At 67.8% G+C, this 25,194-nt stretch carries 24 protein-coding genes and 1 riboswitch; of the genes, 10 read left to right on the top strand and 14 right to left on the bottom strand.

The window, feature by feature from the left end:
- Positions 1–8: 8 nt before the first annotated feature.
- The 4 genes from ACJ7Z0_RS13245 to ACJ7Z0_RS13230 all read right to left on the bottom strand — a co-directional run bounded on the left by ACJ7Z0_RS13245 (position 9) and on the right by ACJ7Z0_RS13230 (position 3,809).
- Positions 9–995 (bottom strand): ABC transporter substrate-binding protein, encoded by a 987-nt coding sequence (locus ACJ7Z0_RS13245; protein ID WP_434790218.1) that lies wholly within the window; start codon positions 993–995, stop codon positions 9–11.
- Between the two features lie 69 nt (positions 996–1,064).
- Entirely contained in the window at positions 1,065–1,928 is an 864-nt protein-coding gene (locus ACJ7Z0_RS13240; RefSeq protein ID WP_434790217.1) for a creatininase family protein, read from the bottom strand.
- Between the two features lie 16 nt (positions 1,929–1,944).
- Positions 1,945–3,225 carry an amidohydrolase family protein gene (locus ACJ7Z0_RS13235; protein WP_434790216.1) on the bottom strand — a complete coding sequence of 427 codons (1,281 nt, stop codon included), beginning with the start codon at positions 3,223–3,225 and terminating at the stop codon, positions 1,945–1,947.
- Positions 3,222–3,809: an NAD(P)H-dependent oxidoreductase gene (locus ACJ7Z0_RS13230; protein WP_434790215.1), complete on the bottom strand. Its 588-nt coding sequence runs from the start codon at positions 3,807–3,809 to the stop codon at positions 3,222–3,224. The genes ACJ7Z0_RS13235 and ACJ7Z0_RS13230 overlap by 4 nt, the downstream gene beginning before the upstream one ends.
- 234 nt (positions 3,810–4,043) lie before the next feature.
- Here ACJ7Z0_RS13230 and ACJ7Z0_RS13225 point away from each other — a divergent pair, with 234 nt between their 5' ends.
- Complete coding sequence (locus tag ACJ7Z0_RS13225; protein ID WP_434790214.1) at positions 4,044–5,003, top strand: TauD/TfdA dioxygenase family protein; 960 nt, start codon at positions 4,044–4,046, stop codon at positions 5,001–5,003.
- 30 nt (positions 5,004–5,033) lie between these two features.
- Here ACJ7Z0_RS13225 and ACJ7Z0_RS13220 read toward each other — a convergent pair whose 3' ends face one another.
- Positions 5,034–5,891 (bottom strand): hypothetical protein, encoded by an 858-nt coding sequence (locus ACJ7Z0_RS13220; RefSeq protein ID WP_434790213.1) that lies wholly within the window; start codon positions 5,889–5,891, stop codon positions 5,034–5,036.
- 124 nt (positions 5,892–6,015) lie between these two features.
- Here ACJ7Z0_RS13220 and ACJ7Z0_RS13215 point away from each other — a divergent pair, with 124 nt between their 5' ends.
- Positions 6,016–6,735, top strand: coding sequence for a carbonic anhydrase (locus ACJ7Z0_RS13215; protein ID WP_434790212.1), 720 nt, complete (start codon positions 6,016–6,018; stop codon positions 6,733–6,735).
- Between the two features lie 19 nt (positions 6,736–6,754).
- Here ACJ7Z0_RS13215 and ACJ7Z0_RS13210 read toward each other — a convergent pair whose 3' ends face one another.
- Positions 6,755–7,435: a TetR family transcriptional regulator C-terminal domain-containing protein gene (locus ACJ7Z0_RS13210; RefSeq protein WP_434790211.1), complete on the bottom strand. Its 681-nt coding sequence runs from the start codon at positions 7,433–7,435 to the stop codon at positions 6,755–6,757.
- A 145-nt stretch (positions 7,436–7,580) separates the two neighbouring features.
- Between ACJ7Z0_RS13210 and ACJ7Z0_RS13205 the strand changes: the two genes are divergently transcribed.
- Positions 7,581–8,651, top strand: a complete 1,071-nt coding sequence (locus ACJ7Z0_RS13205) for an asparaginase (RefSeq protein WP_434790210.1) — start codon at positions 7,581–7,583, stop codon at positions 8,649–8,651.
- 6 nt (positions 8,652–8,657) lie between these two features.
- On the opposite strand, the gene ACJ7Z0_RS13200 is transcribed toward ACJ7Z0_RS13205, so the two are convergent.
- From ACJ7Z0_RS13200 to ACJ7Z0_RS13190, 3 genes are read right to left on the bottom strand one after another with little or no spacing between them, the layout of a single operon-like run.
- The gene (locus ACJ7Z0_RS13200; protein WP_434790209.1) at positions 8,658–9,476 is read right to left on the bottom strand and encodes a phosphatase PAP2 family protein; all 819 of its coding nucleotides are present in this window, start codon (positions 9,474–9,476) and stop codon (positions 8,658–8,660) included.
- Positions 9,477–9,486: 10 nt separating this feature from the next.
- Positions 9,487–10,311 (bottom strand): metallophosphoesterase family protein, encoded by an 825-nt coding sequence (locus ACJ7Z0_RS13195; RefSeq protein ID WP_434790208.1) that lies wholly within the window; start codon positions 10,309–10,311, stop codon positions 9,487–9,489.
- Positions 10,308–11,273, bottom strand: coding sequence for a diacylglycerol/lipid kinase family protein (locus ACJ7Z0_RS13190; protein WP_434790207.1), 966 nt, complete (start codon positions 11,271–11,273; stop codon positions 10,308–10,310). The genes ACJ7Z0_RS13195 and ACJ7Z0_RS13190 overlap by 4 nt, the downstream gene beginning before the upstream one ends.
- A 298-nt stretch (positions 11,274–11,571) precedes the next feature.
- Between ACJ7Z0_RS13190 and glyQ the strand changes: the two genes are divergently transcribed.
- The 6 genes from glyQ (at position 11,572) to ACJ7Z0_RS13160 (ending at position 17,652) form a co-directional block, all read left to right on the top strand.
- Entirely contained in the window at positions 11,572–12,480 is a 909-nt protein-coding gene (glyQ, locus tag ACJ7Z0_RS13185) for a glycine--tRNA ligase subunit alpha (RefSeq protein ID WP_093017376.1), read from the top strand.
- A 28-nt stretch (positions 12,481–12,508) separates the two neighbouring features.
- A complete protein-coding gene (locus ACJ7Z0_RS13180) occupies positions 12,509–13,063 on the top strand; it encodes a metal-dependent hydrolase (RefSeq protein ID WP_434790206.1) in 555 nt (184 codons plus the stop codon).
- Between the two features lie 101 nt (positions 13,064–13,164).
- On the top strand, positions 13,165–15,297 hold the full coding sequence (gene glyS / locus ACJ7Z0_RS13175; protein WP_431127199.1) for a glycine--tRNA ligase subunit beta: 2,133 nt from the start codon (positions 13,165–13,167) through the stop codon (positions 15,295–15,297).
- A gap of 30 nt (positions 15,298–15,327) precedes the next feature.
- Positions 15,328–15,906, top strand: coding sequence for a D-glycero-beta-D-manno-heptose 1,7-bisphosphate 7-phosphatase (gmhB, locus tag ACJ7Z0_RS13170; protein ID WP_434790205.1), 579 nt, complete (start codon positions 15,328–15,330; stop codon positions 15,904–15,906).
- The gene (locus ACJ7Z0_RS13165) at positions 15,906–16,676 is read left to right on the top strand and encodes a lysophospholipid acyltransferase family protein (protein WP_431127205.1); all 771 of its coding nucleotides are present in this window, start codon (positions 15,906–15,908) and stop codon (positions 16,674–16,676) included. Before gmhB ends, ACJ7Z0_RS13165 begins: the two co-directional genes overlap by 1 nt.
- A gap of 46 nt (positions 16,677–16,722) precedes the next feature.
- Entirely contained in the window at positions 16,723–17,652 is a 930-nt protein-coding gene (locus ACJ7Z0_RS13160) for a M48 family metallopeptidase (RefSeq protein ID WP_431132128.1), read from the top strand.
- Positions 17,653–17,692: 40 nt separating this feature from the next.
- On the opposite strand, the gene thiC is transcribed toward ACJ7Z0_RS13160, so the two are convergent.
- Complete coding sequence (gene thiC, locus ACJ7Z0_RS13155) at positions 17,693–19,579, bottom strand: phosphomethylpyrimidine synthase ThiC (protein ID WP_434790204.1); 1,887 nt, start codon at positions 19,577–19,579, stop codon at positions 17,693–17,695.
- An 87-nt stretch (positions 19,580–19,666) separates the two neighbouring features.
- Positions 19,667–19,771: riboswitch (TPP riboswitch) on the bottom strand.
- Between the two features lie 26 nt (positions 19,772–19,797).
- Entirely contained in the window at positions 19,798–20,226 is a 429-nt protein-coding gene (locus tag ACJ7Z0_RS13150; RefSeq protein WP_093017019.1) for a YchJ family protein, read from the bottom strand.
- Positions 20,227–20,361: 135 nt separating this feature from the next.
- Between ACJ7Z0_RS13150 and ACJ7Z0_RS13145 the strand changes: the two genes are divergently transcribed.
- The gene (locus ACJ7Z0_RS13145) at positions 20,362–21,096 is read left to right on the top strand and encodes a helix-turn-helix transcriptional regulator (RefSeq protein ID WP_434790203.1); all 735 of its coding nucleotides are present in this window, start codon (positions 20,362–20,364) and stop codon (positions 21,094–21,096) included.
- 15 nt (positions 21,097–21,111) lie between these two features.
- On the opposite strand, the gene iaaH is transcribed toward ACJ7Z0_RS13145, so the two are convergent.
- From iaaH to ACJ7Z0_RS13130, 3 genes are all read right to left on the bottom strand, one after another.
- Positions 21,112–22,629, bottom strand: coding sequence for an indoleacetamide hydrolase (iaaH, locus tag ACJ7Z0_RS13140; protein ID WP_434790202.1), 1,518 nt, complete (start codon positions 22,627–22,629; stop codon positions 21,112–21,114).
- Between the two features lie 97 nt (positions 22,630–22,726).
- Positions 22,727–23,857 carry an acyl-CoA dehydrogenase family protein gene (locus tag ACJ7Z0_RS13135; protein WP_434790201.1) on the bottom strand — a complete coding sequence of 377 codons (1,131 nt, stop codon included), beginning with the start codon at positions 23,855–23,857 and terminating at the stop codon, positions 22,727–22,729.
- 35 nt (positions 23,858–23,892) lie between these two features.
- A complete protein-coding gene (locus ACJ7Z0_RS13130; protein WP_434790200.1) occupies positions 23,893–25,143 on the bottom strand; it encodes a glutamate carboxypeptidase in 1,251 nt (416 codons plus the stop codon).
- Positions 25,144–25,194 lie beyond the last annotated feature (51 nt).

Below are 25,194 nucleotides of genomic sequence, written 5' to 3'. Positions count from 1 at the left end.
CACAGGGCTCAAGGCAGAACCTTGGCGTCCTTCACGAACTCGGTGGTGTAGGTCTTGGCGAGTTCCACCTTCGCCGGGTCGAGCAGCTTGGCGGCGACGAGGAAGTCGTAGCTCGCCTTGGAGCGTGCATCGGTGATCACGCCGATGCCGAGCTTGGCCGCGTCGCCGCCGGTGATCATGCCCATTTCCTTCAGCTTGGCGACGCTGTAGGCCAGCTGGTCGTCGGTCATGTTGGGGTTGTCCTTCTTGATCAGCGCATTGGCGGGCGCCGGATCGGCGAGGTAGCTCTTCCAGCCCTCGGCCGAAGCCTTGACGAAGGCTTCCACCTGCTTGCTGCGCTCCTTCACCGTCTTTTCCATGCACGACACCGTGGTGGCATACGCCGGGAAGCCGTGGTCGCTGAACATCAGCACGGTGCTCTTTACGCCGGCCTTCTGGATGGCGTAGGGCTCCGAGGTCAGGTAGCCTTGCTGCGCCGTGTTCTTGTCGGCCACGAAGGGCTGGATGTTGAAGGTGTAGGGCCGCGTCTGTTCATCGGTAAGGCCGAACTTGGCCTTGAGCCACGGCCAGTAGCCGCGCTGCGCCTGCGCGCCGATCAGGAGCGTCTTGCCCTTCAGGTCTTCGAACTTCTTCACGTCGTCGTGCGCGATCAGAACCTGCGGATCCTTCTGGAAGAAGGCCGCCACGTTGACCACTGGCACGCCGCCTTCGCGCACCTGCATCATCTGAATGTCGCTCGAACCCATGATGCAGTCGGCCTGGCCCGCGGCCATCATCTGCGTGATGTTGACCTGGGGACCGCCCATCTTGATGGTCACGTCGAGCCCGTACTTCTTGTAGATGCCTTGCGCCACCGCCTGGTAGAAGCCGCCGTGCTCGGCCTGCGCATACCAGTTGGTCATGTAGGTGAACTTGTCCTGTGCCTGGGCCGGTGCGGCGGCGGTCAGCAGTGCGAGCGCGGCGGCGCCGGCCATGGAAAGAGCGAAAGAACGCATGGTGGGAACCTCTCGGGTCTGGTGGAAGAACAGTTGAAAAAACCGGTGGACCGATGCAAGTAGCGCGCCTCAGGCGGGCTCGAACGACTGCTGGATGAAGCCTTGCTGGTGGCCGCGCTCCCAGGTGGCTTCCTCGCGCACAACCCAGCGCAGCGCATGCAGCTCGGTCAGCGCCTGCACCCAGCTGTCGGAAAGCGTGTCCAGGATTTCTTCGCCCTGCTCGCGCGTGGCGCTGGTCGGGTCGCCGATCACGCCGCTGGGGCCGAAGTCGCGCGCGGTCCATGCGCAGGCCGGGCGGCCGTCGGCCGACAGCAGCTTGATCGGGAAGGGCGGCGGAAAGTTGGCGGCCGCGCGCTCCATGTGCACCGTGTCGGGCGCGAGCGCCAGCATCAACGCGGTCTCGGAATGGCCGGCGTGCATCGAGAGGCGCTTTTCCTGCTCGCTGATCTGCTTGCTCGATGCGTTCGGCAGGCGCGACACGCCATGCGGCACCACCACGAAGTCACCATGCCTGAGGCGCAGTTCGCGTGCCGCCATCTCCAGCACCTGCGGCTGGCCGCCGTGGCCATTGGCAAAGAGCAGCTTGCGAAAGCCCGCGCGGTAGACCGATTCGCCGATCTCTGTCACGGTCGACAAGAGCGTGGTGCCGGTCAGCGTCATGGTGCCGGGAAAGTGCAGGTGCTCTTCCGACTTGCCATAGGTGATGGTCGGCAGCGCGAAGGCGCGCACTTCGGCCGGCAGCTTCTCGAGCGCCTTGCCCATCACGCCCGATGAAATCACGCTGTCGACCGAGCAGGGCAGGTGCGGGCCGTGCTGCTCGATGGCGCCGCAGGGCAGCACGATGACGGTGTTCTCGCGGTCGGGCAGGGCGGCGATTTCGGTCCAGCTCAGGTAGGGCAGGAAGCGATGGGGCGGAATGTAGCCGTGGAGCATGGGGTGTCCTTGTGCGTTAGCGGGGAAGAAAGGGCGTCGCATCGCCGTGCGTGACGCGGCCTTCGCGCAGCACCGCGCGAGTGGCCGAGCGCGAGGGCCAGCCGTGGCGGTCGGCCTGCGTGAACAGCACCAGATCGGCCTTGGCACCGACCAGCGTGGGCGCCGTCGTGGCGGGCCCACGCTGCAGCCAGTCGCCGCGGCACAGCGCCTGCGACCAGTTGTCGAAGGGCTCCTCGAGCTGCGCCACCAGCGCGGCGGTACTCAGCGCCTCGACGGGATCGAAGCTGCCGAGCCGGCAGAACGGGTCTTGCACGTTGTCGCTCGCAAACAGCAGCGGAATGCCGCGCTCGCGCGCTTCCTTCACCAGCGTGATGCCGCGCAGGCGCGGGGTGCGGCCCGTCACCGCGTCCTGCAGCAGCAGGTTGGTGGCCGGCAGCGACACCACAGTGATCGGTGCGCGCGCCACCGCATCGAGCGTGGCAAAGGCCTGGGCCTCGGGCTGCGCGGCCAGCGCGCAGATGTGGCCACAGACCACGCGGCCTTCGAAGCCGATCTCGCGCAGGATGCGGGCGGTGGTCTGCAAGCCGACCGCCGCTGAATTCAGTTCTTCGTCCACGTGCAGGTCGACGTCCAGATCGCAGGCCTGCGCCGACACCAGCAGGTTGCGCAGCGCGTTCTCGCTCCAGTTGGTGGAGTGCACGAAGCCGCCGAGCAGCGCATGCGGCCCTGTGGCCTTCACCTGCCTTGCGAGCCGCATGGCCCGCGCCGCGTCTTCGAACAACGGCAGCTTGATGAGGCTGACCTGCTCCAGCCGCACCCGGCCCGCCCATTCCTCCGCCAACTCGGCCATCACGGGCCAGGCCAGCGGCACCGCATCGGGCTCCCACCAGTCGACGTGGGTGCGCACGTGCGTGGTGCCGCACTCCCAGGCCCACTGCAGCCCGCGCGAGGCGCGCTCGTGCACGTCGCCGGCGCTCCAGTGCACGCGGTCGTTCAGCATCGCGTCGATGGCGCCGAGCAGGCCCGGCTGCACCGCTTTCATGCGCGGCAGCGTGAAGGCCTTGTCGAGGTGCGTGTGGGCGTCGACGAAGCCCGGCAGCGCGAGCGTACCCGCGAGGTCCCAGCTTTCGGCGGAGCGCGCGGCGTCGTCAGTGGACGCGGGCCGCACCGACTGCACGCGGCCGGCTTCCAGCGCAAGGCGTGCCAGTACCGGCACGCCATCGCGCTGGGGCCAGTCCGAAGGCAGCAGCCAACGCGGGAGGCGCGCGTTGTCGAGCAGCGAAGGCGCGGCGTTCATGCGAAGCGCGCCATCGCGGTGCCCACCCGTGCCATGAAGCGCTTGAGTTGGGGCTCGGTCGCCACGTTCATGTGATAGTGGGCGTGGTAGTCCACCTTGGCGCGCCGGCCCGTGAGCCGCAGCATGTAGCGCGTGACGATCTTGCGCGGCGGGTCGCCCATGTACCAGGCCATCCAGCGCGGCCGGCCATAGGTGACCACGGCGCTGATGCGCTTGATGTGCGTGAGCATCGGCTTCACGTCGGCCGGGTCGCTGATGTCGAAGGCCACGCCCGGCATGAAGAGCCGGTCGAAGTACCCCTTCAGCATCGCGGGCAGGCCGAAGCACCAGGTCGGAAAACAGAACACGATGCCCTCGGCCCACTGCAGCCGTTCCACGTAAGGCTTGAGCGGCAACTGGTTGCCCGGCACGTCGTGGTATCCGAGACGCTCCTCGCGCGAGAGCACCGGATCGAAGCCCTCGGCGTACAGATCGCAATCGTCCACCTCGTGGCCGGCCGCGCGCAGGTTCTTCAGCACCTCCTGGTGGAGGGCCGCGTGGAAGCTGGTTTCGACCGGATGACAGTAGACGACGAGCACGCGCATGGTGTTTGACCGATTAATCAGAGCAAGTGGTCAGGTTATGCAAGCGACGTGCCAGTCCGGATGCACCGGACTGGGGATCGGCCAATGCGGAGCGGTTCCACGCGCCTTCCTGCTTAGAAGATTCGCGCATGTCGAAACGCAGACTCGTTCGTTGGGCGCAGCCACATGCACGCAGAGAATCGGCGGCCTCCGGCCTTGCCGGGTTTCCAGCTGCATGAACAGGAGATTCCCCAGATGAGCGATCACGCCCTCACTACGCCCTTCGATACGAGCTTCGGCGAGCTGCGCATCCGCCGCGTCGCGGGCCACATCGGCGGCGAGGTGCAGAACCTGAAGCTGTCCGCCGACCTGCCGCGGGAAGCGATCGAGCAGCTCGACGCAGCGCTGGTGAAGCACAAGGTGTTGTTCTTCCGCGGGCAGGATCATCTCGACGACGCCGCGCACCAGGCGTTCGGCGCGCGCTTTGGCCGCACGGTGGCGCATCCCACGGTGCCGTCGCCCACGGGCACCAAGCTGTTCGAGCTCGACGCCTCCAAGGGCGGCGGGCGCGCAGATTCGTGGCATACCGACGTGACCTTCGTCGATGCCTTTCCCAAGATATCCATCCTGCGCGGCGTCAAGATTCCTGCCTATGGCGGCGACACGGTGTGGGCCAACACCGCCCTGGCCTACGAGCGCCTTCCCGCGCAACTGAAGCAACTGGCCGATCAGCTCTGGGCCGTGCACAGCAACGACTACGACTACGGCGCCGACCGCGTGCAGGTGGAAGAAGAACGCCTGCGCCACCACCGCAACGTGTTCGTCTCGGCGGTGTACGAAGCCGAGCATCCGGTGGTGCACGTGCACCCGGTCTCGGGCGAGCGCGCGCTGCTGCTCGGGCATTTCGTGAAGAAGCTGGTGGGGTTGTCGAGCGGCGAGTCGGCGCGCATCTTCGAGCTGTTGCAGAACCGCGTGACCCGCCTGGAGAACACGGTGCGCTGGAGCTGGCAGCAGGACGACGTGGCGATCTGGGACAACCGCGCCACGCAGCACTTTGCGATCAACGACTACGGCAACCAGCCGCGCCTGGTGCGGCGCGTGACGGTGCATGGCGAAGCCGCCGTGGCCATCGACGGGCAGCGCAGCAGGACGCGCAGCCGGCCCGAAGCCACGAACGATGCGCGCATCGACGAAGTCATTTCCGCGACCGCCTGAAGCCGCACCGCCCCACGCCGTGCGGCGTTTTCAGCAGGCCCGCCGGGCCGCATGCGCGACCTCGGCAAACCACGACAGGAAGTGCAGTAGCCAGCTCATCGTTTCATCAAGGAAGCGAGGCGTGAGCCGCACCTGCGCGCGCCCCGCATCGTGAGCAAGATGGCCCGCCTCTATCGCCTCCTTCAACATGCCGCGCACGTGCGAGTGCGACAGTCCCAGCCCGTCGGCGAGTTCGTGGGCGCGCAGCGGAAACGCCAGCAAGGGCGACCGAGCCTCGGGGTTGGCCTTGAAATGATCGCGTAACAGCAGCATCGCGACGCGCCCGCCGCCGTCGCGGTCGTCGAACCAGCTCCAGCCGCCGAAGCGGCCGCGGTGCGACACGACCCGGTCCAGGATGCTGCCGGCCCGGCAGACAAAGGCATCGAAGAAGGCGGCATCGTCCGTGAGCCTCGCCGCGTGGCCGGCATCGAGCAGGCCCAGCGCCTCGCAGCAGCGCAGATGGTGGGCAATCCATGCGCGCAGCCCGCCGATGAGCCGCTCCTGTGGCACCAGGTACCGCACGCGACGGTCACGGGGGTCGGCCTCCGCCGCCACCATGCCCGTGAGCCGCAGGACGGTGACGAAGCTGGCCAGCGTGCGCGTACCGTGGCTCGCGTTTCGCTGCAGCAGCGCCAGCGTGGGGCGTTCGGCGCCTTCTTCTTTCCAGCGGTAGTGCTGCACGACCAGCCGCCCGGCGGCGTGCGACTGCATGACGCGGCCGAAGATCTTGTTGATGAGCCTCTCGCCCCAGTGCATGCGCACGATCGCGTCGCAATAGAGCGCGACCGCCTTGCAGCGGGCCTCATGAGAGATGGAAAGCGCCAGATCCGGCGGCGGCATCGAATCCATGCAATTTTTGGACTTTGTTATTTGCGATACAGAGCGTAACAATTCGCACGCCGGTGCGAAAGCCCCCCGGCCTTCCCTGCCGGGCAACCGGCGAGCTCACTATTCACCAAGAACGGAGTTCCTCATGTGTGATTGCCTTCCTTCCGCCACATTGCCGGCAACGTCGCGCCGCCGGTTGCTGAGTGGTGCCGCCGCTTTCGCTGCCTTGGCCTCCGGCGCCAATGCGTTCGCGGCAGATACGCCGCTGCCCGACAACCGCATCGGCGGCGAGGCCGCGCTCCGGCGACTGGTGCAAGGCAACTTGCGCTACGCACAGGGCAAGCCGACGCAGCGCGACTTCAGCGTCGGCCGCGTGGCGCGCACCACGGGCCAGAAGCCGTTCGCGGCGATTCTCAGTTGCGCGGATTCGCGCGTGGCGCCGGAACTGGCCTTCGACCAAGGCCCGGGCGATCTCTTCGTGGTGCGGCTGGCCGGCAACTTCGTCAATGACGACGCCATCGCCAGCATGGAATACGCGGCCAAGTTCCTCGACGTGCCTCTCATCATGGTGCTCGGCCACAGCAACTGCGGCGCCATTGCCGCGACCATCAAGGTGCTGCAGGAAAACGCCGTGCTGCCGGGGCACCTGCCCGGATTGGTCGCCTCGATCCGGCCGGCCGTGGAGGCCGCGACGCGGCGCAACCCGGCGTCCTTGCTGGAAGCCGCCACCGAGCAGAACGTGCGCCAGAGCGTGGCACGCCTGGCCACCTCGGCCCCCATCCTCGGCGGTATGGCCGAGAGCGGCGCGGTCCGGGTCGTCGGCGGCATCTACGATCTGGCAACCGGCCGCGTGAACCTCGTCTGACCTGCCTCGCGGCGGTCGGCTACGGCCTGTCGATCCCGCAGCCGCCCAGCACGAAAGCCACCAGCTCGCGTGCAATCGGCTCGCGGTCGATGGGTGCGTCGGGCGGCAGGCCGAGCATCACGCGCGTCTGTATCGCGTAGTCGGCGTAGCTCTGGGTCATGGCCCAGATGTGCATCAGGAGCAGGCGCGCGTCGAGCGGGCGCATTTGCCCGCGCGCGATCCAGCCGTTGATGACGTCGACCTTTTTCTGCGTCCAGGCCCTGGCATTGGGCCAGTAGCGGTCGAGATTGCGGCCGCCGTCGAGCACCTCGCGCGTGAAGATGCGCGAGATCTCCGGGTTGTCGAAGGCGTGGTCGAGCTTCTTGCGGATGTAGTCGCCCAGCACCGTGGCCGGGTCGCTGGCGTCCTCGAACGAGAACACCACCTTCCAGGCATGCAGCACCTGCATCAGCAGCTCCTCGTAGAGCTCTTCCTTGCCGGCGATGTAGTAGTGCAGCTGGGGCTTGGTGAGACCGGCGCGGGCGGCAATGGCCTGTGTCGAGGTGCCCTTCAGGCCGTGCAGGCTGAACTCGGTGACCGCCGCCGAGCGGATGGCCGCCATGATGCGCTCGCGCCCGGGGCGGGCGCGCGACAGCGGTCCGTCCGGGGCGGGCATTTCCTGGGCGGCGGTCGGGGGAAGGGCGGTGGGATCGGCGTTCATTGGCATGGATTTGCGGCGGTGCGCCCGGCGATGGTAATCCGCATGGCCGCATGCCATGCCGGCATGGAAGCGCGGGGCATGCGGGCATGGTTCATGTATCTTCTCGCCGCTTCCAGAAATTCGTTCAAGACAAAGGAGTTCCTTCATGTACCTTTCTCCCCGTTTCAGGGCCTTCGCGGCCGGCGCCGCACTGCTTGCGGCCAGCGCCCTGGCGCAAGCCCAGCAGGCGTTGCCCAATGTGGTGATCCTGGCCACCGGCGGCACCATTGCGGGCGCAGGCGCCTCGGCCGTCAACAGCGCCACCTACGTGGCCGCCAAGGTCGGCGTGGACAAGCTGATTGCCGGCCTGCCTGAACTCTCCAAGATCGCCAACGTGCGCGGCGAGCAGGTGTTCCAGGTCGCTTCCGAAAGCCTCACCAACGACAACCTGCTGACGCTGGCCAAGCGCGTTTCCGCGCTGTCCAAGCAGGCCGACGTGGACGGCATCGTCATCACCCACGGCACCGACACGCTGGAAGAAACAGCTTACTTCCTGACGCTCACCGTGCGCACCAGCAAGCCGATCGTCGTGGTCGGTTCGATGCGCCCGGGCACGGCCCTTTCGGCCGACGGCGCGCTCAACCTGTACGACGCGGTCAGCGTGGCCGGCAGCAAGGATGCGGCGGGCAAGGGCGTGCTCGTGACGATGAACGACAACATCGACAGCGGCCGCGACGTGAGCAAGAACGTCAATGTCAAGACCAGCGCCTTCTCGAGCCAGTGGGGCCCGCTCGGCATGGTGGTCGAAGGCAAGAACTACTGGTTCCGCGCGCCGGTCAAGCGCCACACCATGGCTTCGGAATTCGACATCGACGCCATCAACGCGCTGCCGCCGGTCGAGATCGCCATGGGCTACGAGGGCGTTTCGTCCATCGCCATCGACGCGTTCGCCAAGAGCGGCGTGAAAGCGATCATCCATGGCGGCACGGGCAACGGCTCGGTGGCCAACCGCATCGTGCCGAACCTGCAGAAGGCGCGCACCGACGGCGCGATCATCATCCGCAGCTCGCGCGTGGCCGACGGCTTCGTGATCCGCAATGCCGAGCAGCCCGACGACAAGTACGACTGGGTGGTGGCGCACGACCTGCGCCCGCAGAAGGCGCGCATCCTCGCGATGGTGGCCCTCACCAAGACCAGCGACACGAAAGAACTCCAGCGCATCTTCTGGGAGTATTGATCCCGCTCAGCGCGCGGCACGCCGCTTGCGGTGCCGCGCGTATTCGAGGCTGCTCACGCACACGAGCAGCCAGGCGAGGCCGGTCAGCAGGCCGGCCGCCACGTCGCTTGCGAAATGCACCTGCAGGAAGACGCGGCTGCACGCGATGGTGACGATGGCAGCCGCGGCCGCCATGGCCGCCGGCACATGCCAGCGCGCCGGCAACAGGCGCAGCGCCAAGTACGTCAGCATCCCGTAGCTCACGATGGCGCCCGCGCTGTGGCCGCTCGGAAAGCTGAAGCTCGTTTCCAGTGCCAGCCCATGGTCGTGCAGCGGCCGCGCCCGCGCGAAGATGCGCTTGAGGGCGGGGTTCAGCAGCACGATGCCCCCGAGCGCCATCACCCAGCCCAGCGCCAGGCCATGATGTGCCTTGCGCCACAGCAGCCAGGCCACTGCCAGGCACACCGGCGCGAGCAGTTCGGCGTCGCCCAGGTGCGTGAGCCAGCTGAAAGCGACGAGGGCGGCCCAGGGCACATGGTCGCCGATGGCATCGGCCAGCGCCTGGTCGGCCAGGCCGAGCAGGCGTCCGTCGCCGAGCTTCGACGCGATGTACGCCACCAGGCTCGCTGCCCCGAGGATCACCAGGAAGCCCGTCGCCAGCGCGGCCGCGAGCCGCGGTTCTTCCGGTTCCCCGGTCGGCAGGGTCCGGGCCCGGCGCTGCCGCCATGCCCGGCAGGCCACGGCGGCGCCGAACACCGAAAGGGCGAGAACGCATGCGAACCATGCAAGGGAATGCTCGCCGAGCTGGCGCGCAAGCAGAACGAGGGCAGGGGCTTCCGTCAACATGCCGCGCACCCTAAGCGGGTGCCGCGGCGCTGGCAAGCGGGAGCTGCAATACTTTGGCGCACACGAAGGCCTTGTCCGCGGCCGAATGGTCCCAGCGCTCCGCTTGGCAGGCGCGGCCGTCTTCCGCGTCGCCCAGCCGCAGCACGTTCACCGAATTGGGGTGCCCCGCACGCATGCGCGACGACACCGCCGTGCCGGCCTGCACCGCCCACGTCGTGCGCGGACAGCCGGCATAGGCGTCGTGCAGCGAACGCACGAACGGCAGGTGGATGTGCCCGCCGAGGATCAGGTCGGCGCCGGCCGCGCACCAGCGCGCCACGGCGGCTTCGCGCCCGTGCAGTCGGTTCCGCATGTCTTCCTGCCGCGTCACCATCACCGGCTGGTGCGTGACCACCACGCGCAGCTGCTCGGGCGAAGCGCCCGCCAGCCGGGCCGCCACCCGCTCGATCTGCGCGGATGAAACCTCGCCGTCCGCGTGCCGGTACCAGCGCGTGGTGTTGACCGAGACCACCAGCCATTCGGCGGATTCGAACACCGGCTCCAGGTCGGTGCCGAATGCGCCGGCGTACCTTTCATAAGGCGCGAACAGCCGTGCCCCCAACTGAAAAAGCGGAATGTCGTGGTTGCCCGGAATGGCAATCACGGCCGGCGCGGCCAGCCTGTCGACGAAGGCGCGCGCCGTCGCGAACTGGGCGCGCGTGGCACGCTGCGTGATGTCGCCCGAGAGCACCACCACCTGCGGCGACAAGGCATGCGCAAGCCGTTCGAGCGCTTCCATCACCTCGGGCCGTTCGGTGCCGAAATGCGTGTCGGAGATCTGAAGCAGGCAGCTCATTCCTTGGCGGCTTCCAGTTCGGGCGCGATGTCGGGCCGCAGCAGCCACAGCGGCTCGGGGGAGACGCGGAACAGCAGCGGCATCTCGGCCCATGCGACCTCGCCGTCGGTTGCCACCTTCACGCGGCGCGCGCCGTGCGAGCGGCCTGCTTTCACTGTCATCGATTCGAACGGAAAGCTCAATACCTCGTCGGCGCCGCCGAGCCGGCCCAGGGCGCCGCGCACCAGGAGGCCCGGCATCGCAAGAACCCCCATGGGTTTCAGCGCCACGGCAGCCAGCTGGCCGTTTTCAGGCGCATCGGCGTGTTCGATGCCGACCTGCAGCAACTGCAACGGGTTGTTGCCCACGAACAGCGTCGGCGTGCGCAGGTCGCGCTCCTGGCCGCGCCAGGCCATGCGCAGGTTCCAGTGCCGGTGGCCGCGCATCACGGTCAGGAGGCCGGCGAAGAACGCGATCCAGCGGCTGCGGCCGTAGCGCGCCTTGTAGCTTTCGCGGTCTTCCAGCAGCTCGGCGTACAGGCCCATGCTGGCATTCACCAGAAAGACGCGGTCGTTGACCAGCCCCACCTGCGCCGGTCGGGGCTGCCCGGTCAGCAGCACCTGCAGCGCCTCTGCCGTGTCGCGCGGAATGCCGTGGGTGCGGCTGAAGTAGTTGAAGGTGCCCTGCGGCAGCACGCCAAAGGCCAGCCCGCTGCCGAGCGTGGCCTGCGCCACCGCGTTGACGGTGCCGTCGCCGCCCGCGGCCACCACCACCCCACCCACGGCGCGGGCGCGTTCGACGGCCTCGCGCGCCAGCGCCTGCACCGTCGCGCGTTCGCCGACGACGAAGATGCGGTGCCGGCGGCCCGCCGCGGCGCAGCCCTCCTCGACGATCCGGCGGATTTGGGCGGCGTCCGCGCTGCCGGAGCCGGCATTGAGGACGATGAATAACGGGGAACTCGGACCGATGCAGGGCGCTGGCATGTCTGGATGAAACGGAAAAGGAGCGGGTCCCGCGGGCTCGTGCAAGACTGCGGGGCGAGGGCGGGAGACCGGGGTAGGGGCTCGGAGAAGCTCGGAAAGACTTGAAAAAGGCAATTGCGAGGCGATCGAGAGGAGATCGCGCGCAACCGGCTCGGAGTTATCGCACGGCCCGCGGCGCCGCGCCGGCGGCCGGCATCCCGGCCGGCTGTGGGAGAGTTGCCCTCCGACCGTAAAATCGTCTGCTTTCGCGGTGAACCGCCGCGCTACCGTCCAACGCCCGGTCACGCCGGCCCGCTTCATGTTGACCTTCCAGCAAATCATTCTCAAACTGCAGTCGTACTGGGCCGACAAGGGCTGTGCGCTGCTGCAACCGTACGACATGGAAGTGGGCGCGGGCACCTCGCACACCGCCACCTTCCTGCGCGCGCTCGGCCCCGAGCCCTGGAAGGCCGCCTACGTGCAGCCCAGCCGCCGCCCCAAGGACGGCCGCTATGGCGAGAACCCCAACCGCCTGCAGCACTACTACCAGTACCAGGTGGTGCTCAAGCCGGCGCCCAGCAACATCCTGGAGCTGTACCTCGGCAGCCTGGAGGCGCTGGGCTTCGACCTGAAGAAGAACGACATCCGCTTCGTCGAGGACGACTGGGAAAATCCGACGCTCGGCGCCTGGGGCCTGGGCTGGGAGGTCTGGCTCAACGGCATGGAGGTGACGCAGTTCACCTACTTCCAGCAGGTGGGCGGCATCGACTGCAAGCCCATCACCGGCGAGATCACCTACGGCCTCGAGCGCCTGGCGATGTACCTGCAGGGCGTGGACAACGTCTACAACCTCACGTGGACCGAAGGCCTGAGCTACGGCGACGTCTACAAGCAGAACGAGGTCGAGCAGTCGACCTACAACTTCGAGCACAGCGACGCCGAGTTCCTGTTCACCGCCTTTGCCGCGCACGAGAAGCAGGCCAAGCACCTCATGACCGAGCAGCTCGCGCTGCCGGCCTACGAGCAGGTGCTCAAGGCCGCACACAGCTTCAATTTGCTGGACGCGCGCGGCGCCATCAGCGTGACCGAGCGCGCGGCCTACATCGGCCGCATCCGCAACCTCGCGCGCAGCGTGGCGCAGAGCTACTACGAGAGCCGTGAGCGGCTGGGCTTCCCGATGGCGCCGCGCGAATGGGTCGCGCAGATGCCGCCGAAGAAGGCAGCCTGACCGGTCAGGCCATTGCCGAAACTGCCCCATGCCCACCGTCTTCACCCACGTCGCCGTTCCCGTCTGCGCAGCCATCGGGCTGGGCACGCGGCGCGTGCCGGTCGCGGCGCTGCTTGCGGGCATGCTCGCGTCCATCGTGCCCGACTTCGACGGCCTGGCCTTCAAGCTCGGCATCGCCTATGGCGGCATGGGCGGCCACCGCGGCTTCACGCACACCTTGCTGTTCGCGCTGGTGCTCGGCCTTGCCGGCTGGTGGCTCGCGCCGCGCTGGGGCATGCGCCGGGCGATCGGCTGGGCCTGGATTTCGCTGTGCACCGTGTCGCATCCGCTGTTGGACATGCTGACCAACGGCGGCATCGGCATCGCCTTCTTCTGGCCGTTCAGCGACGTGCGCTACTTCAGCCCGTGGCGGCCCATCGAGGTGTCGCCGATCGCGCTCAAGCGCTTCTTCTCGCCACGCGGCGCGCAGGTGCTGATCAACGAGGTGTTCACTGTCTGGGCACCGCTGCTGGTGGCCGCGGTGCTCGCGCTGATGGCGCGCCGCACGATGGAGCGCCGCCACAATGGTGCCGTTGCCGCATGAGCCGCGCCTGCTTCTTTTCCTTCCCTTCCACGGTGCCGCATCGCTGCGTGCCCGTGACCGGCGCCGCCCGCGGCGCAGTTTTCGTCCTATCCCTCTGAGCCATGTCGTCTGCCAGCCTTCTTGTCGAACTGTTTGTCGAGGAATTGCCACCCAAGGCTTTGAAGAAGCTCGGTGACGCCTTTGCCGGCGTGCTGCGCGACCAGCTCGTGGCGCAGGGGCTCGCCGAGGCGGGGGCCGTGCTCACTGCCTACGCATCGCCGCGCCGCCTGGCCGCGCACCTCACGCACGTGGCCGAGCGCGCCGCCGACAAGGCCGTGTCGCAAAAGCTCATGCCCGTGGCCGTGGGGCTCGATGCCTCGGGCCAGCCCACGCCCGCGCTGCTCAAGCGCCTGGCCGCGCTGGGCGCTGACGCCTCGGCCGTGCCAGGCCTCAAGCGCGCGCCGGACGGCAAGGCCGAAGCCCTGTTCCACGAAAGCACCGCCAAGGGCGCGACCCTGGCCGAAGGCCTCCAAAAGGCGCTGGCCGAAGCGATCGCCAAGCTGCCGATTCCCAAGGTGATGAGCTACCAGCTCGAAACCGGCTGCGAACTGCCGGGCTGGAGCAGCGTGAGCTTCGTGCGCCCCGCGCACGGCCTGGTCGCGCTGCACGGCGATGCCGTGGTGCCGGTCGAGGCGCTGGGTCTTCATGCGGGCCGCGAAACCCACGGCCACCGTTTTGAAGCGGCCGTCGACCCGGTGGTGCTGCGCGACGCCAACAGCTATGCGCTGCAGATGCAGGACGACGGTGCGGTCATCGCGAGCTTCCAGGCCCGCCGCACCGAGATCGCGCGCCAGCTCGCAGCCGCGGCCGTGCGGGTCGGCGGCGGCACCGTGCCGATTGACGACGACGCGCTGCTCGACGAAGTGACGGCGCTGGTCGAGCGGCCCAACGTGCTGGTCTGCAGCTTCGAGCGCGAGTTTCTCGAAGTGCCGCAGGAGTGCCTCATCCTCACGATGAAGGCCAACCAGAAATACTTTCCGCTGCTCGACGCATCGAACAAGCTCACCAACAAGTTCCTGGTCGTCAGCAACATCAGCCCCGAGGATGCGAGCGCGGTGGTCGGCGGCAACGAGCGCGTGGTGCGCCCGCGCCTGGCCGATGCCAAGTTCTTCTTCGACCAGGACCGCAAGAAGTCGCTGGCCTCGCGTGTCGAATCGCTGGGCAAGGTGGTCTATCACAACAAGCTCGGCACCCAGGGCGAGCGCGTCGAGCGCGTGATGCGCATTGCGCGCGCCATTGCGGCGCCGCTGGGGAACGCCACGCTCACCGCGCATGCGGTGCAGGCGGCGCAGCTGGCCAAGGCCGATCTGGTGACCGACATGGTCGGCGAGTTTCCGGAGCTGCAGGGCACCATGGGCCGCTACTACGCGCTGCACGACGGCTTGTCCGCCGAAGTGGCCGACGCGATCGAAGACCACTACAAACCGCGCTTTGCCGGCGATGAACTGCCGCGCAACAACGTGGGCCTGGTGGTCGCGCTGGCCGACAAGCTCGAAACCCTGGTCGGCATGTTCGGCATCGGCAACCTGCCGACCGGCGACCGCGACCCGTTCGCGCTGCGCCGCCACGCACTCGGCGTGATCCGCATGCTGATCGAGAAAAACCTGCCGCTGAAGCTCGATGCGCTGCTGCAGGACGCCGCCGCGCAGTTCAAGGACATCGACGGCTTCGACGCCGGCAAGGCCACGGCCCTGCTGCAGGACTTCATTCTCGACCGGCTGGCCGGCAGCCTGCGCGAGCAGGGCGCCAGCGCGCAAGAAGTCGACGCCGTGCTCGCGCCGCGACCGCAGCGCCTGGGCGAAGTGCCCAAGCTGCTGGCAGCCGTGCGGGCCTTTGCCGCGCTGCCCGCCGCGGCCGCGCTGGCCGCCGCCAACAAGCGCATCGGCAACATCCTCAAGAAAGCGCCCGAAGCCGATGCGCACGTGAGCGAACTGCTGCTGCACGAGCCAGCCGAGAAGGCGCTGCACGCCGCCATGGCCGAGGTCGTGCCCGCCGCCAATGCGCAGTTCGATGCCGGCGACTACACCGCTTCGCTGCAGACATTGGCTGCGCTGCGCGAACCGGTCGATGCCTTCTTCGACGGCGTGATGGTCAATGCCGAACAGGCCGACCTGCGCCTCAACCGGCTGGGGCTGCTGATGTCGCTGCACGTGGCGATGAACCGCGTGGCGCAGCTCGAGCGGCTGGCGGCCTGAGCTTTGAAACGAGGGCTTATTGCCAGCGCCATGAAACTCGTCATCCTCGACCGCAACGGCACGATCAACGTGCACCGTGAAGATTTCGTCAAGAGCGACATCGAGTGGACGCCCTTGCCCGGCGCGCTCGAGGCCGTGGCCAAGCTCAACCATGCGGGCTGGCACGTGGTGGTCGCGTCCAACCAGTCGGGCCTGGGACGCGGCCTGTTCGACATGGCGTCGCTCAACGCCATGCACGCCAAGATGCACAAGATGCTCGCAGCCGTGGGCGGGCGGGTCGATGCGGTCTTCTATTGCCCGCACAGCCCCGACGAAGGCTGCGATTGCCGCAAGCCCGCGCCGGGCCTGTTCCGCCAGATCGGCGACCGCTACGGCATCGACCTGAAAGACGTGCCCACCGCGGGCGACAGCCTGCGCGATCTGCAGGCCGGGGCGGCGGCCGGCTGCGAGCCGCACCTGCTGCTCACCGGCATGGGCGCGGTCTGCCGCGGCGTCAATCCGCTGCCCCCCGAATACCCGGCGAACACCATGGTTCACGAGAACCTGGCCGCCTTTGTCGATTTTTTGCTTGCGCGCGAAGCGCAGGCCGCACTGCAGGTGGCTGTCTGATGGCGTTTATCCGTTCCGTGCTCCATGCCCTTTGGATGCTCGTCACCGTGGTGCCCTGGGGCATCATCATGTGCGTCAGTTCGCTCTGGAAGCGCGGCATTCCGCTCTACTGGATGGCGGTGCAATGGCTCAGCTGGGCCATCGGCGGCGCGCGCGTGCTGCTGGGCATCCGCACCCGCGTGACCGGCATGGAAAACCTGCCCGCCGACAAGCTCGCCGGCGCGGTCCTGCTGGTCAAGCACCAGTCAACCTTCGAGACTTTCCTGATGCCCACGTTGATGCCGCATCCGCTGGCTTTCGTGTTCAAGAAGGAACTGATCTACGTGCCCTTCTTCGGCTGGGCCATGGCCCGGCTCGACATGATCCACATCGACCGCAGCCAGCGCGCGCAGGCCTTCAACAAGGTCGTGAACCAGGGCCGCAAGCTGCTTGCGCAGGGCATCTGGATCATCATGTTTCCCGAAGGCACCCGCATTCCGCGCGGCCAGAAGGGCACCTACAAGAGCGGCGGCACGCGGCTCGCGTGCGAAACCGGCGTGCCGGTGATTCCCGTTGCCGTCACGTCCGCCAAGGTCTGGCCGCGCAAGGCCTTCATCAAGCGTCCCGGCGTGGTCGACGTGTCGATCGGCCCGGCCATTCCCAGCATCGGCCGCAAGCCCGACGAGCTGATGCGCGAAGTCGAGGCCTGGATCGAATCCGAGATGCGCCGGCTCGACCCCGAGGCCTACCGCGACAGCCCGCCGCTGCAGGTGCCGCAAGAAGCGGGCTGAAGAGGAAAGAAAAGAGCCCGACATGCGGGGACTGCTTCAGTTCACGATGGACCTGTTCGAAGGGCTGGGCAACGAGATTGCGCCGGCCAAGCCGCCTCTGCCGCGGACCCGAAAGGTCAAGAAGAAGGCCGCGCCGCCCGTGGCGCCGCCTTCGGTCGACGACGCCGGCCCCGCGCTGCCCGCCATTCCGCTTCGCGACACGCTGGCGCTCGCGAGCTTCGTGCACCCGCAGGCCACGCGCGAAGCGGTGCTGGGCTCGGCGCGCGTGGCCTACGAGTTCAAGCGCGGCAAGCGCAAGACCATCGGATTCGTGGTCGGTGCCGAAGGGCTGTCGGTGCGCGCGCCGCGCTGGGTCACGCTGCGCGACGTGGATGCCGCCATCAAGGAAAAGTCCGACTGGATCCTGCGCAAGCTGCTCGAAACCCAGCAGCGCCACGCGCGCGTCGAGGCCACGCGCATCGATTGGAAAGACGGCGCGCAATTTCCGTTCATGGGCGAAACGGTCGTGATCCGCCTCGATCCGAAGCACGGCTTCGCAAGCGTCGGCGGCACGCTCGACGCGGGCGATGACGACGGCAAAGGTCCGCGCGTTCTGCGGCTGGCCGTGGCGCAGAACGCCGAGGCTTCGCAGATCCGCGACGCGGCCCAGGCCTGGCTCATGCGCCAGGCGCGGCGTCTTTTCATCGAACGGCTCGACCACTTCGCGCCACGGCTCGGCGTGCGCTGGCAGAAGCTGTCGCTGTCGAATGCCGCCACGCGGTGGGGCAGTGCGAGCGCCGATGGATCGATCCGGCTGAACTGGCGCCTGATCCACTTTCGCCTGCCGGTGATCGACTATGTGGTCGCGCACGAGCTCGCCCATCTGCGCGTGATGGACCACTCGCACCGGTTCTGGGAGACGGTGGAGAGCGTGGTGCCGGACTACGACCTGCTCCGGCAGCAGCTCAAGGACGAGGCTGTGCCTCGATGGTCTTGAGGTCCGAGGCCGGGGCGAGGCCCGGCCCCGGAATCAAACCCTAGGACACCGCCCGGATCGGGATATACATCTCCCCGCCAGCCGCCGCGAACTCCTGCGACTTCTCGGCCATGCCGGCCGCCATGGCCTCCGCCTCCGCCACGCCCTTCTTCGCCGCGTACTCCCGCACTTCCTGCGTGATCTTCATCGAGCAGAACTTGGGTCCGCACATCGAACAGAAGTGCGCCACCTTGCTCGAATCCTTCGGCAAGGTCTCGTCATGGAATTCGCGTGCGGTGTCCGGGTCGAGCCCGAGGTTGAACTGGTCCTGCCAGCGGAACTCGAAGCGCGCCTTGCTCAGCGCGTCGTCGCGCGAACGGGCCCCGGGGTGGCCCTTCGCCACGTCCGCCGCGTGCGCGGCGATCTTGTAGGCAATGATCCCCTGCTTCACGTCGTCGCGGTCGGGCAGGCCCAGGTGCTCCTTGGGCGTCACGTAGCAGAGCATGGCGGTGCCGGCCCAGCCGATCATCGCGGCGCCGATGGCGCTGGAGATGTGGTCGTAGCCCGGCGCGATGTCGATGGTCAGCGGCCCGAGCGTGTAGAACGGCGCCTCGTGGCAGTGCTTGAGCTGCTCGTCCATGTTGGCCTGGATCATGTGCATCGGCACGTGGCCGGGGCCTTCGATCATGGTCTGCACGTCGTGCTTCCACGCGATCTGCGTGAGTTCGCCAAGCGTGCGCAGTTCGGCAAACTGGGCTTCGTCGTTGGCATCGGCGCCCGAGCCCGGACGCAGGCCGTCGCCGAGCGAAAAGCTCACGTCGTACGCCTTCATGATGTCGCAGATGTCCTCGAAGCGCTCGTAGAGAAAGCTCTCCTTGTGGTGCGCGATGCACCACTTGGCCATGATCGAACCGCCGCGCGAGACGATGCCCGTCATGCGGTCCGCGGTCAGGTGGATGAACGGCAGGCGCACGCCCGCGTGGATGGTGAAGTAGTCGATGCCCTGCTCGGCCTGCTCGATCAGCGTGTCGCGGAAGATCTCCCAGGTGAGGTCTTCGGCCACGCCGCCCACCTTCTCCAGCGCCTGGTAGATCGGCACCGTGCCAATGGGCACCGGCGAGTTGCGCACGATCCAGTCGCGCGTGGTGTGGATGTTCTTGCCGGTCGACAGGTCCATCACGTTGTCGGCGCCCCATCGGATCGCCCACACCAGCTTTTCAACCTCTTCCTCGATGCTCGAGGTGACGGCCGAGTTGCCGATGTTGGCGTTGATCTTTACCTTGAAGTTGCGGCCGATGGCCATCGGCTCGACTTCGGGGTGGTTGATGTTGGCCGGAATGATCGCGCGGCCGCGCGCCACCTCGTCGCGCACGAACTCGGGCGTGATGATGCGCGGAATGCTTGCGCCCATCGGGTTGCCGGCCACGCGCTTCGCGCGCTCCTCGTTGGCGAGGTATTCGGCCATCCATTCGCGTTTGCCGTTCTCGCGCAGCGCCACGTATTCCATCTCGGGGGTGACGATGCCGCGGCGTGCGTAGTGCATCTGCGTGACGTTGGCGCCCGACTTCGCGCGGCGCGGCGTGCGCTGCAGCGCAGAGGCGCCCGCACGCAGTTCGGCCAGGCGCTGCGCGTCGTGGTCGTGGGCGTGCTTGAGGCCCTCGTCGAGCGCCTGGTGCGAGCGGCCTTCGTAGCTTTCGGTGTCGTTGCGCTCGACGATCCAGGCGCCGCGCACGTCGGGCAGGCCGCGGCGCACGTCGATGTCGATCTTGGCATCGGTGTAAGGCCCGGAAGTGTCGTAGAGCGACACGGTCTCGCCGTTGGTCAGCAGCACGTCGCGCACCGGCACGTTCAGGTCGGGCCGGCTGCCCGGAATCAGGCACTTGTGCGAAGCGGGAAACGGCTCGCGCGTGAGCGAAAGCAGGGAGGTGAACTTGTCGGGGGCATTCATGCGGGGCACTCCTTGTTGAGGGAAAGGGTGCTCCGCAATCGCTCGGTGGACTTTGGGCCGCCACGCGGGGTGGGTGGCGGGACCGGAGTCAGGGAGTGCAGCTCTTCTTACGCCGGTATGACCCGGATCAAGTTCGCGGGTCGGCACTTTGCCATCTCAGCACGCCACATGCGTGCACCCCGGAGCGGGGCCTATTGTGCGGGCCGAGGCCCGGCGCGTCAACCGGGGGTCTGCAGGTCGCCTTCGAGGTAGAACCAGCGGTCCCCCTCGCGCACGAAGCGGCTGCGCTCGTGCAGGCGCGTGGCGGTGCCGGTGCTGCTGCGCTGGCGGGCGACGAACTCGACCTCGGCATGGTCGGCGTCCAGCACCGAGCGCGAGCGGATGTCGAGTCCGAGCCATTTCACGCCGGGTTCGAACTCGATCGAGGCCGGGCGCTTCGACGGGTGCCAGGTGGCGAGCAGGTAGGGGCCGCGCTCCAGCACGAAGGCCGTATAGCGGGAACGCATCAGCGATTCGGCGTCGGGCGCGGGCGTGCCCTCGAAATCGTCGAGGTAGCGGCCGCAGCACAGGGCGAAGCCGATGGGCTTGTCTCGGCGGTCCGTGCGGCCGCAGGGGCAGGGTCCGGTGGTGGGATCGGTGGCACTCATGAAGCCCCTATTGGAACACCTCAAGGCCCTCCCTCCGATGGGGCAAGCCCTGCGGCCGCCTCCGGAGATACTCCCTTGGCGCAGTGCTTGCTAAACGCTAGCCTTCTTCGGGCATACCCACAGAGCGAGGCGGCGATGTACCTGACAGGCTCCGAACAGCAGGCGCTGCGCGGCGTTTTCACGCTGCTCGCGCAAGACCGAGGCGAAAGCGACATCCGCGAGCGCATGGGCTGGGCGCTGCTCGACCTGCTGCATGCGGACCAGTTCGCCTCCTTCGTGTGGCATGCTGAAACCGGCCGCTTCGAGGGCCGCGTGGCGCTGAACATGGACCCCGCCAACCTCGACCGCTACGGCGAATGGCACCAGCATCACGACCCGATCACCTTCGTGCTGCAGTCGCACCGCCACGCCACGCGGGTGACCGACGTGATGCCGCAGCGTGAACTGATGCGCACGGAGTTCTTCACCGACTTTCTCTCGCGCGACGGGCTGCACTGGGGCATGAACCTGCATGCGTTCGAAGGCAACCGGGCGCTGGGCGATCTGCGCATCTGGCGGCGCAAGGGCCGCGGTGATTTTGGCGATCACGAGAAGGCGCTGCTCGACCTGATCGAGCCGGCGTTCATCGGTGCGCTGCAGCGTGCGCAGCGCACGCCGGCTGCCATGCCGCTGCCTGCCGAAACCGCCTGGCGCGAATTGAGCGCGCGCGAACGGGAGGTCGCGCGGGCCGTGTGCGAAGGCCTCACCGACAAGGAGATCGCGCGCCGCATGGCCGTGAGCGTGCCGACGGTGCGCACCTACCTGCGTCGCACCTTCGACAAGCTCGGCATCGAACGCCGGTCGGCGCTGGCCGGCCTGGCGAAGCGCTGATCGGTCAAGAAGGCGCTATTTCGCCTTGGGCGCCGGCAGGCGGCCCAGCACGCCTTCCACCGCGAGCCCCACGGCCAGCAGCCTGCGGTCGCTACCGGCCGGTCCGTCGAGTTCAAGCCCCACCGGCAAGCCGCTGGCCGCACCCAGGCCCGAGGGCAGCTGCACGCCCGGAATGCCGGCGTTGCTGCCGGGGTCGGTGTTCTGGATCAGCGCGCCGAAGTTCTCGGGGCTGCTGGCCTCGGGCCCGGCCGCCAGGGCCACGCGCGGCACCGTGGGGAACACGAGCGCATCGAGCTTGTTCTTCGCGAAGGTGTCGCGGTAGAGCTTCTGCAACGCGGGGCGCGCGACGCGCATCGCGTTGTCGTAGGCCGGCTTCGCATCGACCGTGCCGTTCGGCGCGGGGAGCTTGCGCGGGATCACGAAAGCCTCGAAGGTGCCCTTGACGTCGGGGCTCGCGATACCGGCGGTGAGCTGCGCGATGTCGATGCCGGTGCGGTACTTCGCAAGGTAGGCCACCATGTCGTCGTGCGCCTCGTAGAGTGCGAGCGGAAAGCCGATGGCACCGTTGAGTTCCATGAGCCTGGGCATCTCCACGTCCACCAGCGTGACGCCGGCCGCACGCAACTTGGCAAGAGCGGCATCGGTGGCGGCGCGCGTGTCCGCGTCGAGGTTCGTGTAGAAGGCCGGCACCACGCCGAGCCGCACCCGCTTCAAGTCGGCCGGCCTGAGCGGCGTGCCGCCCGCGATCACACGGTCGAGCAGCGCGACGTCGGCCATCGACTGCGCCATCGGGCCCGCGGTGTCGCGCGTGTGCGAGATCGGCGCGATGCCTTGCTGCGAATAGCGCCCCATGGTCGGACGCAGCGATGCGCAGCCATTGAACGCGCACGGAATGCGCACCGAGCCGCCGGTGTCGGTGCCCAGCGCGGCCGGCGCCATGCGCGCGCCGAGCGCCGCGCCATTGCCCGACGACGACCCGCCCGCAATGCGGCTCGGGTCGTAGGCGTTGCGCACACCGACCTCGGGGCCGCTCTGGAATGCGGGGTTGTAGCCCGTGACGCCGAAGGCCAGCTCGTGCATGTTCGTCTTGCCGAGGATGACCGCGCCCGCCGCCCGAAGCCTGGCGACCACGGGGGCGTCCGCCTTGGGAACGAAGCCCTTCAGCGCAGGCGAGCCGGCCGTGGCAGGCAGGCCCCGCACCTGGATGTTGTCCTTGACGGTCACCGGCAGGCCGGCCAGCGGCTTGCAGGCGCCGCCGCGCTTGCGCTGTGCATCGGCGGCGCGCGCGGCCTTCAGCGCGCCGGCTTCGTCGAGCGTGACGAAGGCATTGAGGTTCGTTCTTGCATTGGCCTGCGCAACGTAGGCCGACACCAGCTGCTCGCTGCTCACCGTGCCTGCGCAGAGCTGCCGCACCGCGTCGCTAGCGGTCAGCGTGGCGAGGTCCGGGGCGGCAGGTTGGGCTTGCGCGGACGAGCCCATGGCACCGAGGCACAGAAGGGCCAGGGCGAGGGGAACGGGTTTGAAATTGGACATGGCAAAGACCTCCGACGAAGAGGCCGCCATGCTGCGCCGCCGGCGCGTTGCTGTCTGTCATCCAAACCGATGACACCGAAGCGCCCGCGGCGCATGCTCACGCCAGCGCGCGCTGGATCAGCAGTTTCTGGATGTCCGAAGTGCCTTCGTAGATCTGGCACACCCGCACGTCGCGGTAGATGCGCTCCAGCGGAAAGTCGTTCACGTAGCCGTAGCCGCCCAGCGTCTGGATGGCCGCGCTGCAGACGCGCTCGGCCATCTCGCTCGCGAACAGCTTGGCCATGGCGGCCTCCTTGAGGCACGGCCGGCCCGCATCGCGCAGACTCGCGGCATGCCAGATCAGCTGGCGCGCGGCCTCGAGCTGCGTGGCGCATTCGGCCAGGCGGAACCCGACGGCCTGCTGCTCGAAGATCGAACCGCCGAAGGCCTGGCGCTCCTTGGCGTAGGCCAGTGCCACGTCGAAGGCGCTGCGTGCCATGCCGACGCTCTGCGCGGCGATGCCAATGCGGCCGCCTTCGAGCGCGCCGAGCGCGATCTTGTAGCCCTCGCCTTCGGCGCCGATGAGGTTCTCCGCCGGGATGCGGCAACCGTCGAAATTGATCTGCGCGGTGTCGCTGCTGTGCTGGCCCAGCTTGTCCTCCAGCCGCGCCACGCTGTAGCCGGTCGCATCGGTGGGCACGATGAAGGCGCTCATGCCGCGCTTGCCCGCGCCCTTGTCGGTGACGGCGATGACGATGGCCACCTGCCCGTTTTTGCCGCTGGTGATGAACTGCTTCACGCCATCGATCACGTAGGCATCGCCGTCCTTGCGCGCCGTGGTGCGCAGGCTCGATGCATCGCTGCCGGCCTGCGGTTCGGTCAGGCAGAAGGCGCCGAGCATCTGCCCCTGCGCGAGGGGTTCGAGCCACTGCTTCTTCTGCTGCGCGTTGCCATAGCGCATGAGGATCGCGTTGACGGGGCAGTTGGTCACACTGATGGCCGTACTGGTGCCGCCGTCGCCGGCGGCGATTTCTTCCAGCACCAGCGCAAGCGTGAGGTAGTCCAGGCCCGCGCCGCCGTGTTCCTCGGGCACGCAGATGCCGTAGGCGCCGAGCGCCGCCAGGCCCTGGTGCGCTTCCTTCGGAAAGCTGTGCTCGCGGTCCCATCGGGGGGCGTTGGGCCAGAGTTCGGCCTGCGAGAAATCGCGTACCGCGTCGCGGATGGCTTCCTGGTCGGCACTGAGCAGCATGGGGTGTCTCCTGTCTTTCTTCTTTTGTTTGCGGCTTACTTGCCCGAGCCCAGATCCATGATCATGCGTGCGGCCATGTACAGCCGGCGCGGAATGGCGCTGATGTCGACGTACTCGGCCTTGTCGCTGTGATAACCGAAGCCCGGAAGGCCCAGGCTCTCGATCACCGGTTTGCCGGAAAGCGCCGCGTAGGCGGCGTCGGTGCCGCCGCCGGTGCGCTCTTCTACGCCCAGCGTGCCGCCGGCTTCCTTGTAGTAGGCCACGGCCTTTTCGACCAGCTTCTTGCCGCCTTCGCCGGCATTGAACGCCGGTCGGCCGCGCGTGACCACCACCTTCACGTCGGATTCGGGCAGCTTCTTCTGCTGCGCTTTTTCTTCGAGAGTCTTCATGGCGGCGTCGAAGTCTTCGTTGCGCGCGTAGCGCACGTCGGCGTTCAACGTCGCACTGGCGGGAATGATGTTCGACACGTTGCCCGCCTTGGCAATGGTCCAGTTGAAGCGCAGGTGCTTCGCCTTGTCGTCGATGCTCATGGTGCGCAGCACCAGGTCGGAAGCTTCGACCAGCGCGTTCACGCCCAGCTCGGGCGCCGCGCCCGCATGCGAAGCCTTGCCGGTGATGTTGACTTGCACATAGGCAATGCCCGAAGTGCCAAGCGAAAGCTTCTCGTCGCCCGCGCTCGTGGGTTCGAAAGACAGCACGTAATCGGCCTGCTTGGCTTCTTCCTGGATCAGGTCGCGCGAGCCGAAGGAGCCTTTTTCCTCATCGGTGTTGAAGAGCACGGTGATGGTGCCGTAGTCGCGCACGCCGTAGTCCTTGAGCAGCTTCAGCGTGTGCAGGATGACGGCGTTGCCACCCTTGTCATCGGCAATGCCCGGGCCGTAGGCCTTGGTGCCCTCGATGCGGAACGGCGCCTTCGCGAGTGTGCCTTTCGGGTACACGGTGTCCATGTGCGACATCAGCAGCAGGTTCTTGCCGCCGCGCCCCTTGAGCTTGCCGACGATGTTGTCGCCCACGACGAGACTGGTGGACTTGCTGCGCGTGACGGTGAAGCCCAGGTTCTTGAGCTCGCCTTCCAGGAAGTTGCCGGCGGCTGCAATGCCTTCGGCGTCTTCTGTGCCGGTTTCGATGTTGACCAGCTGCTCCAACGTCTTGAGCACCGCAGGCTGCGCGTCGGTGGCTGCCTGGAACAGCACGTTGTCGCGCTTTTGCGCCCAGCTGGGGGCGGGCGCCAGGAAAACCAAGGCAGCCAAAGCGGCGACGGTGTTGCGGAGATTGGCCGAATACATGAACGAGGTCCCCAGATGTGCACGAAGCTGGCATTCTAGGCATCGTCCTGG

The organism is Variovorax palleresanus, assembly GCF_051144945.1.
In the GTDB taxonomy this organism is placed as follows: Bacteria; Pseudomonadota; Gammaproteobacteria; order Burkholderiales; family Burkholderiaceae_C; genus Variovorax; species Variovorax paradoxus_S.
Note: the sequence above shows the minus strand (reverse complement) of the source record. Positions and strands in the feature narration are given on the sequence as shown.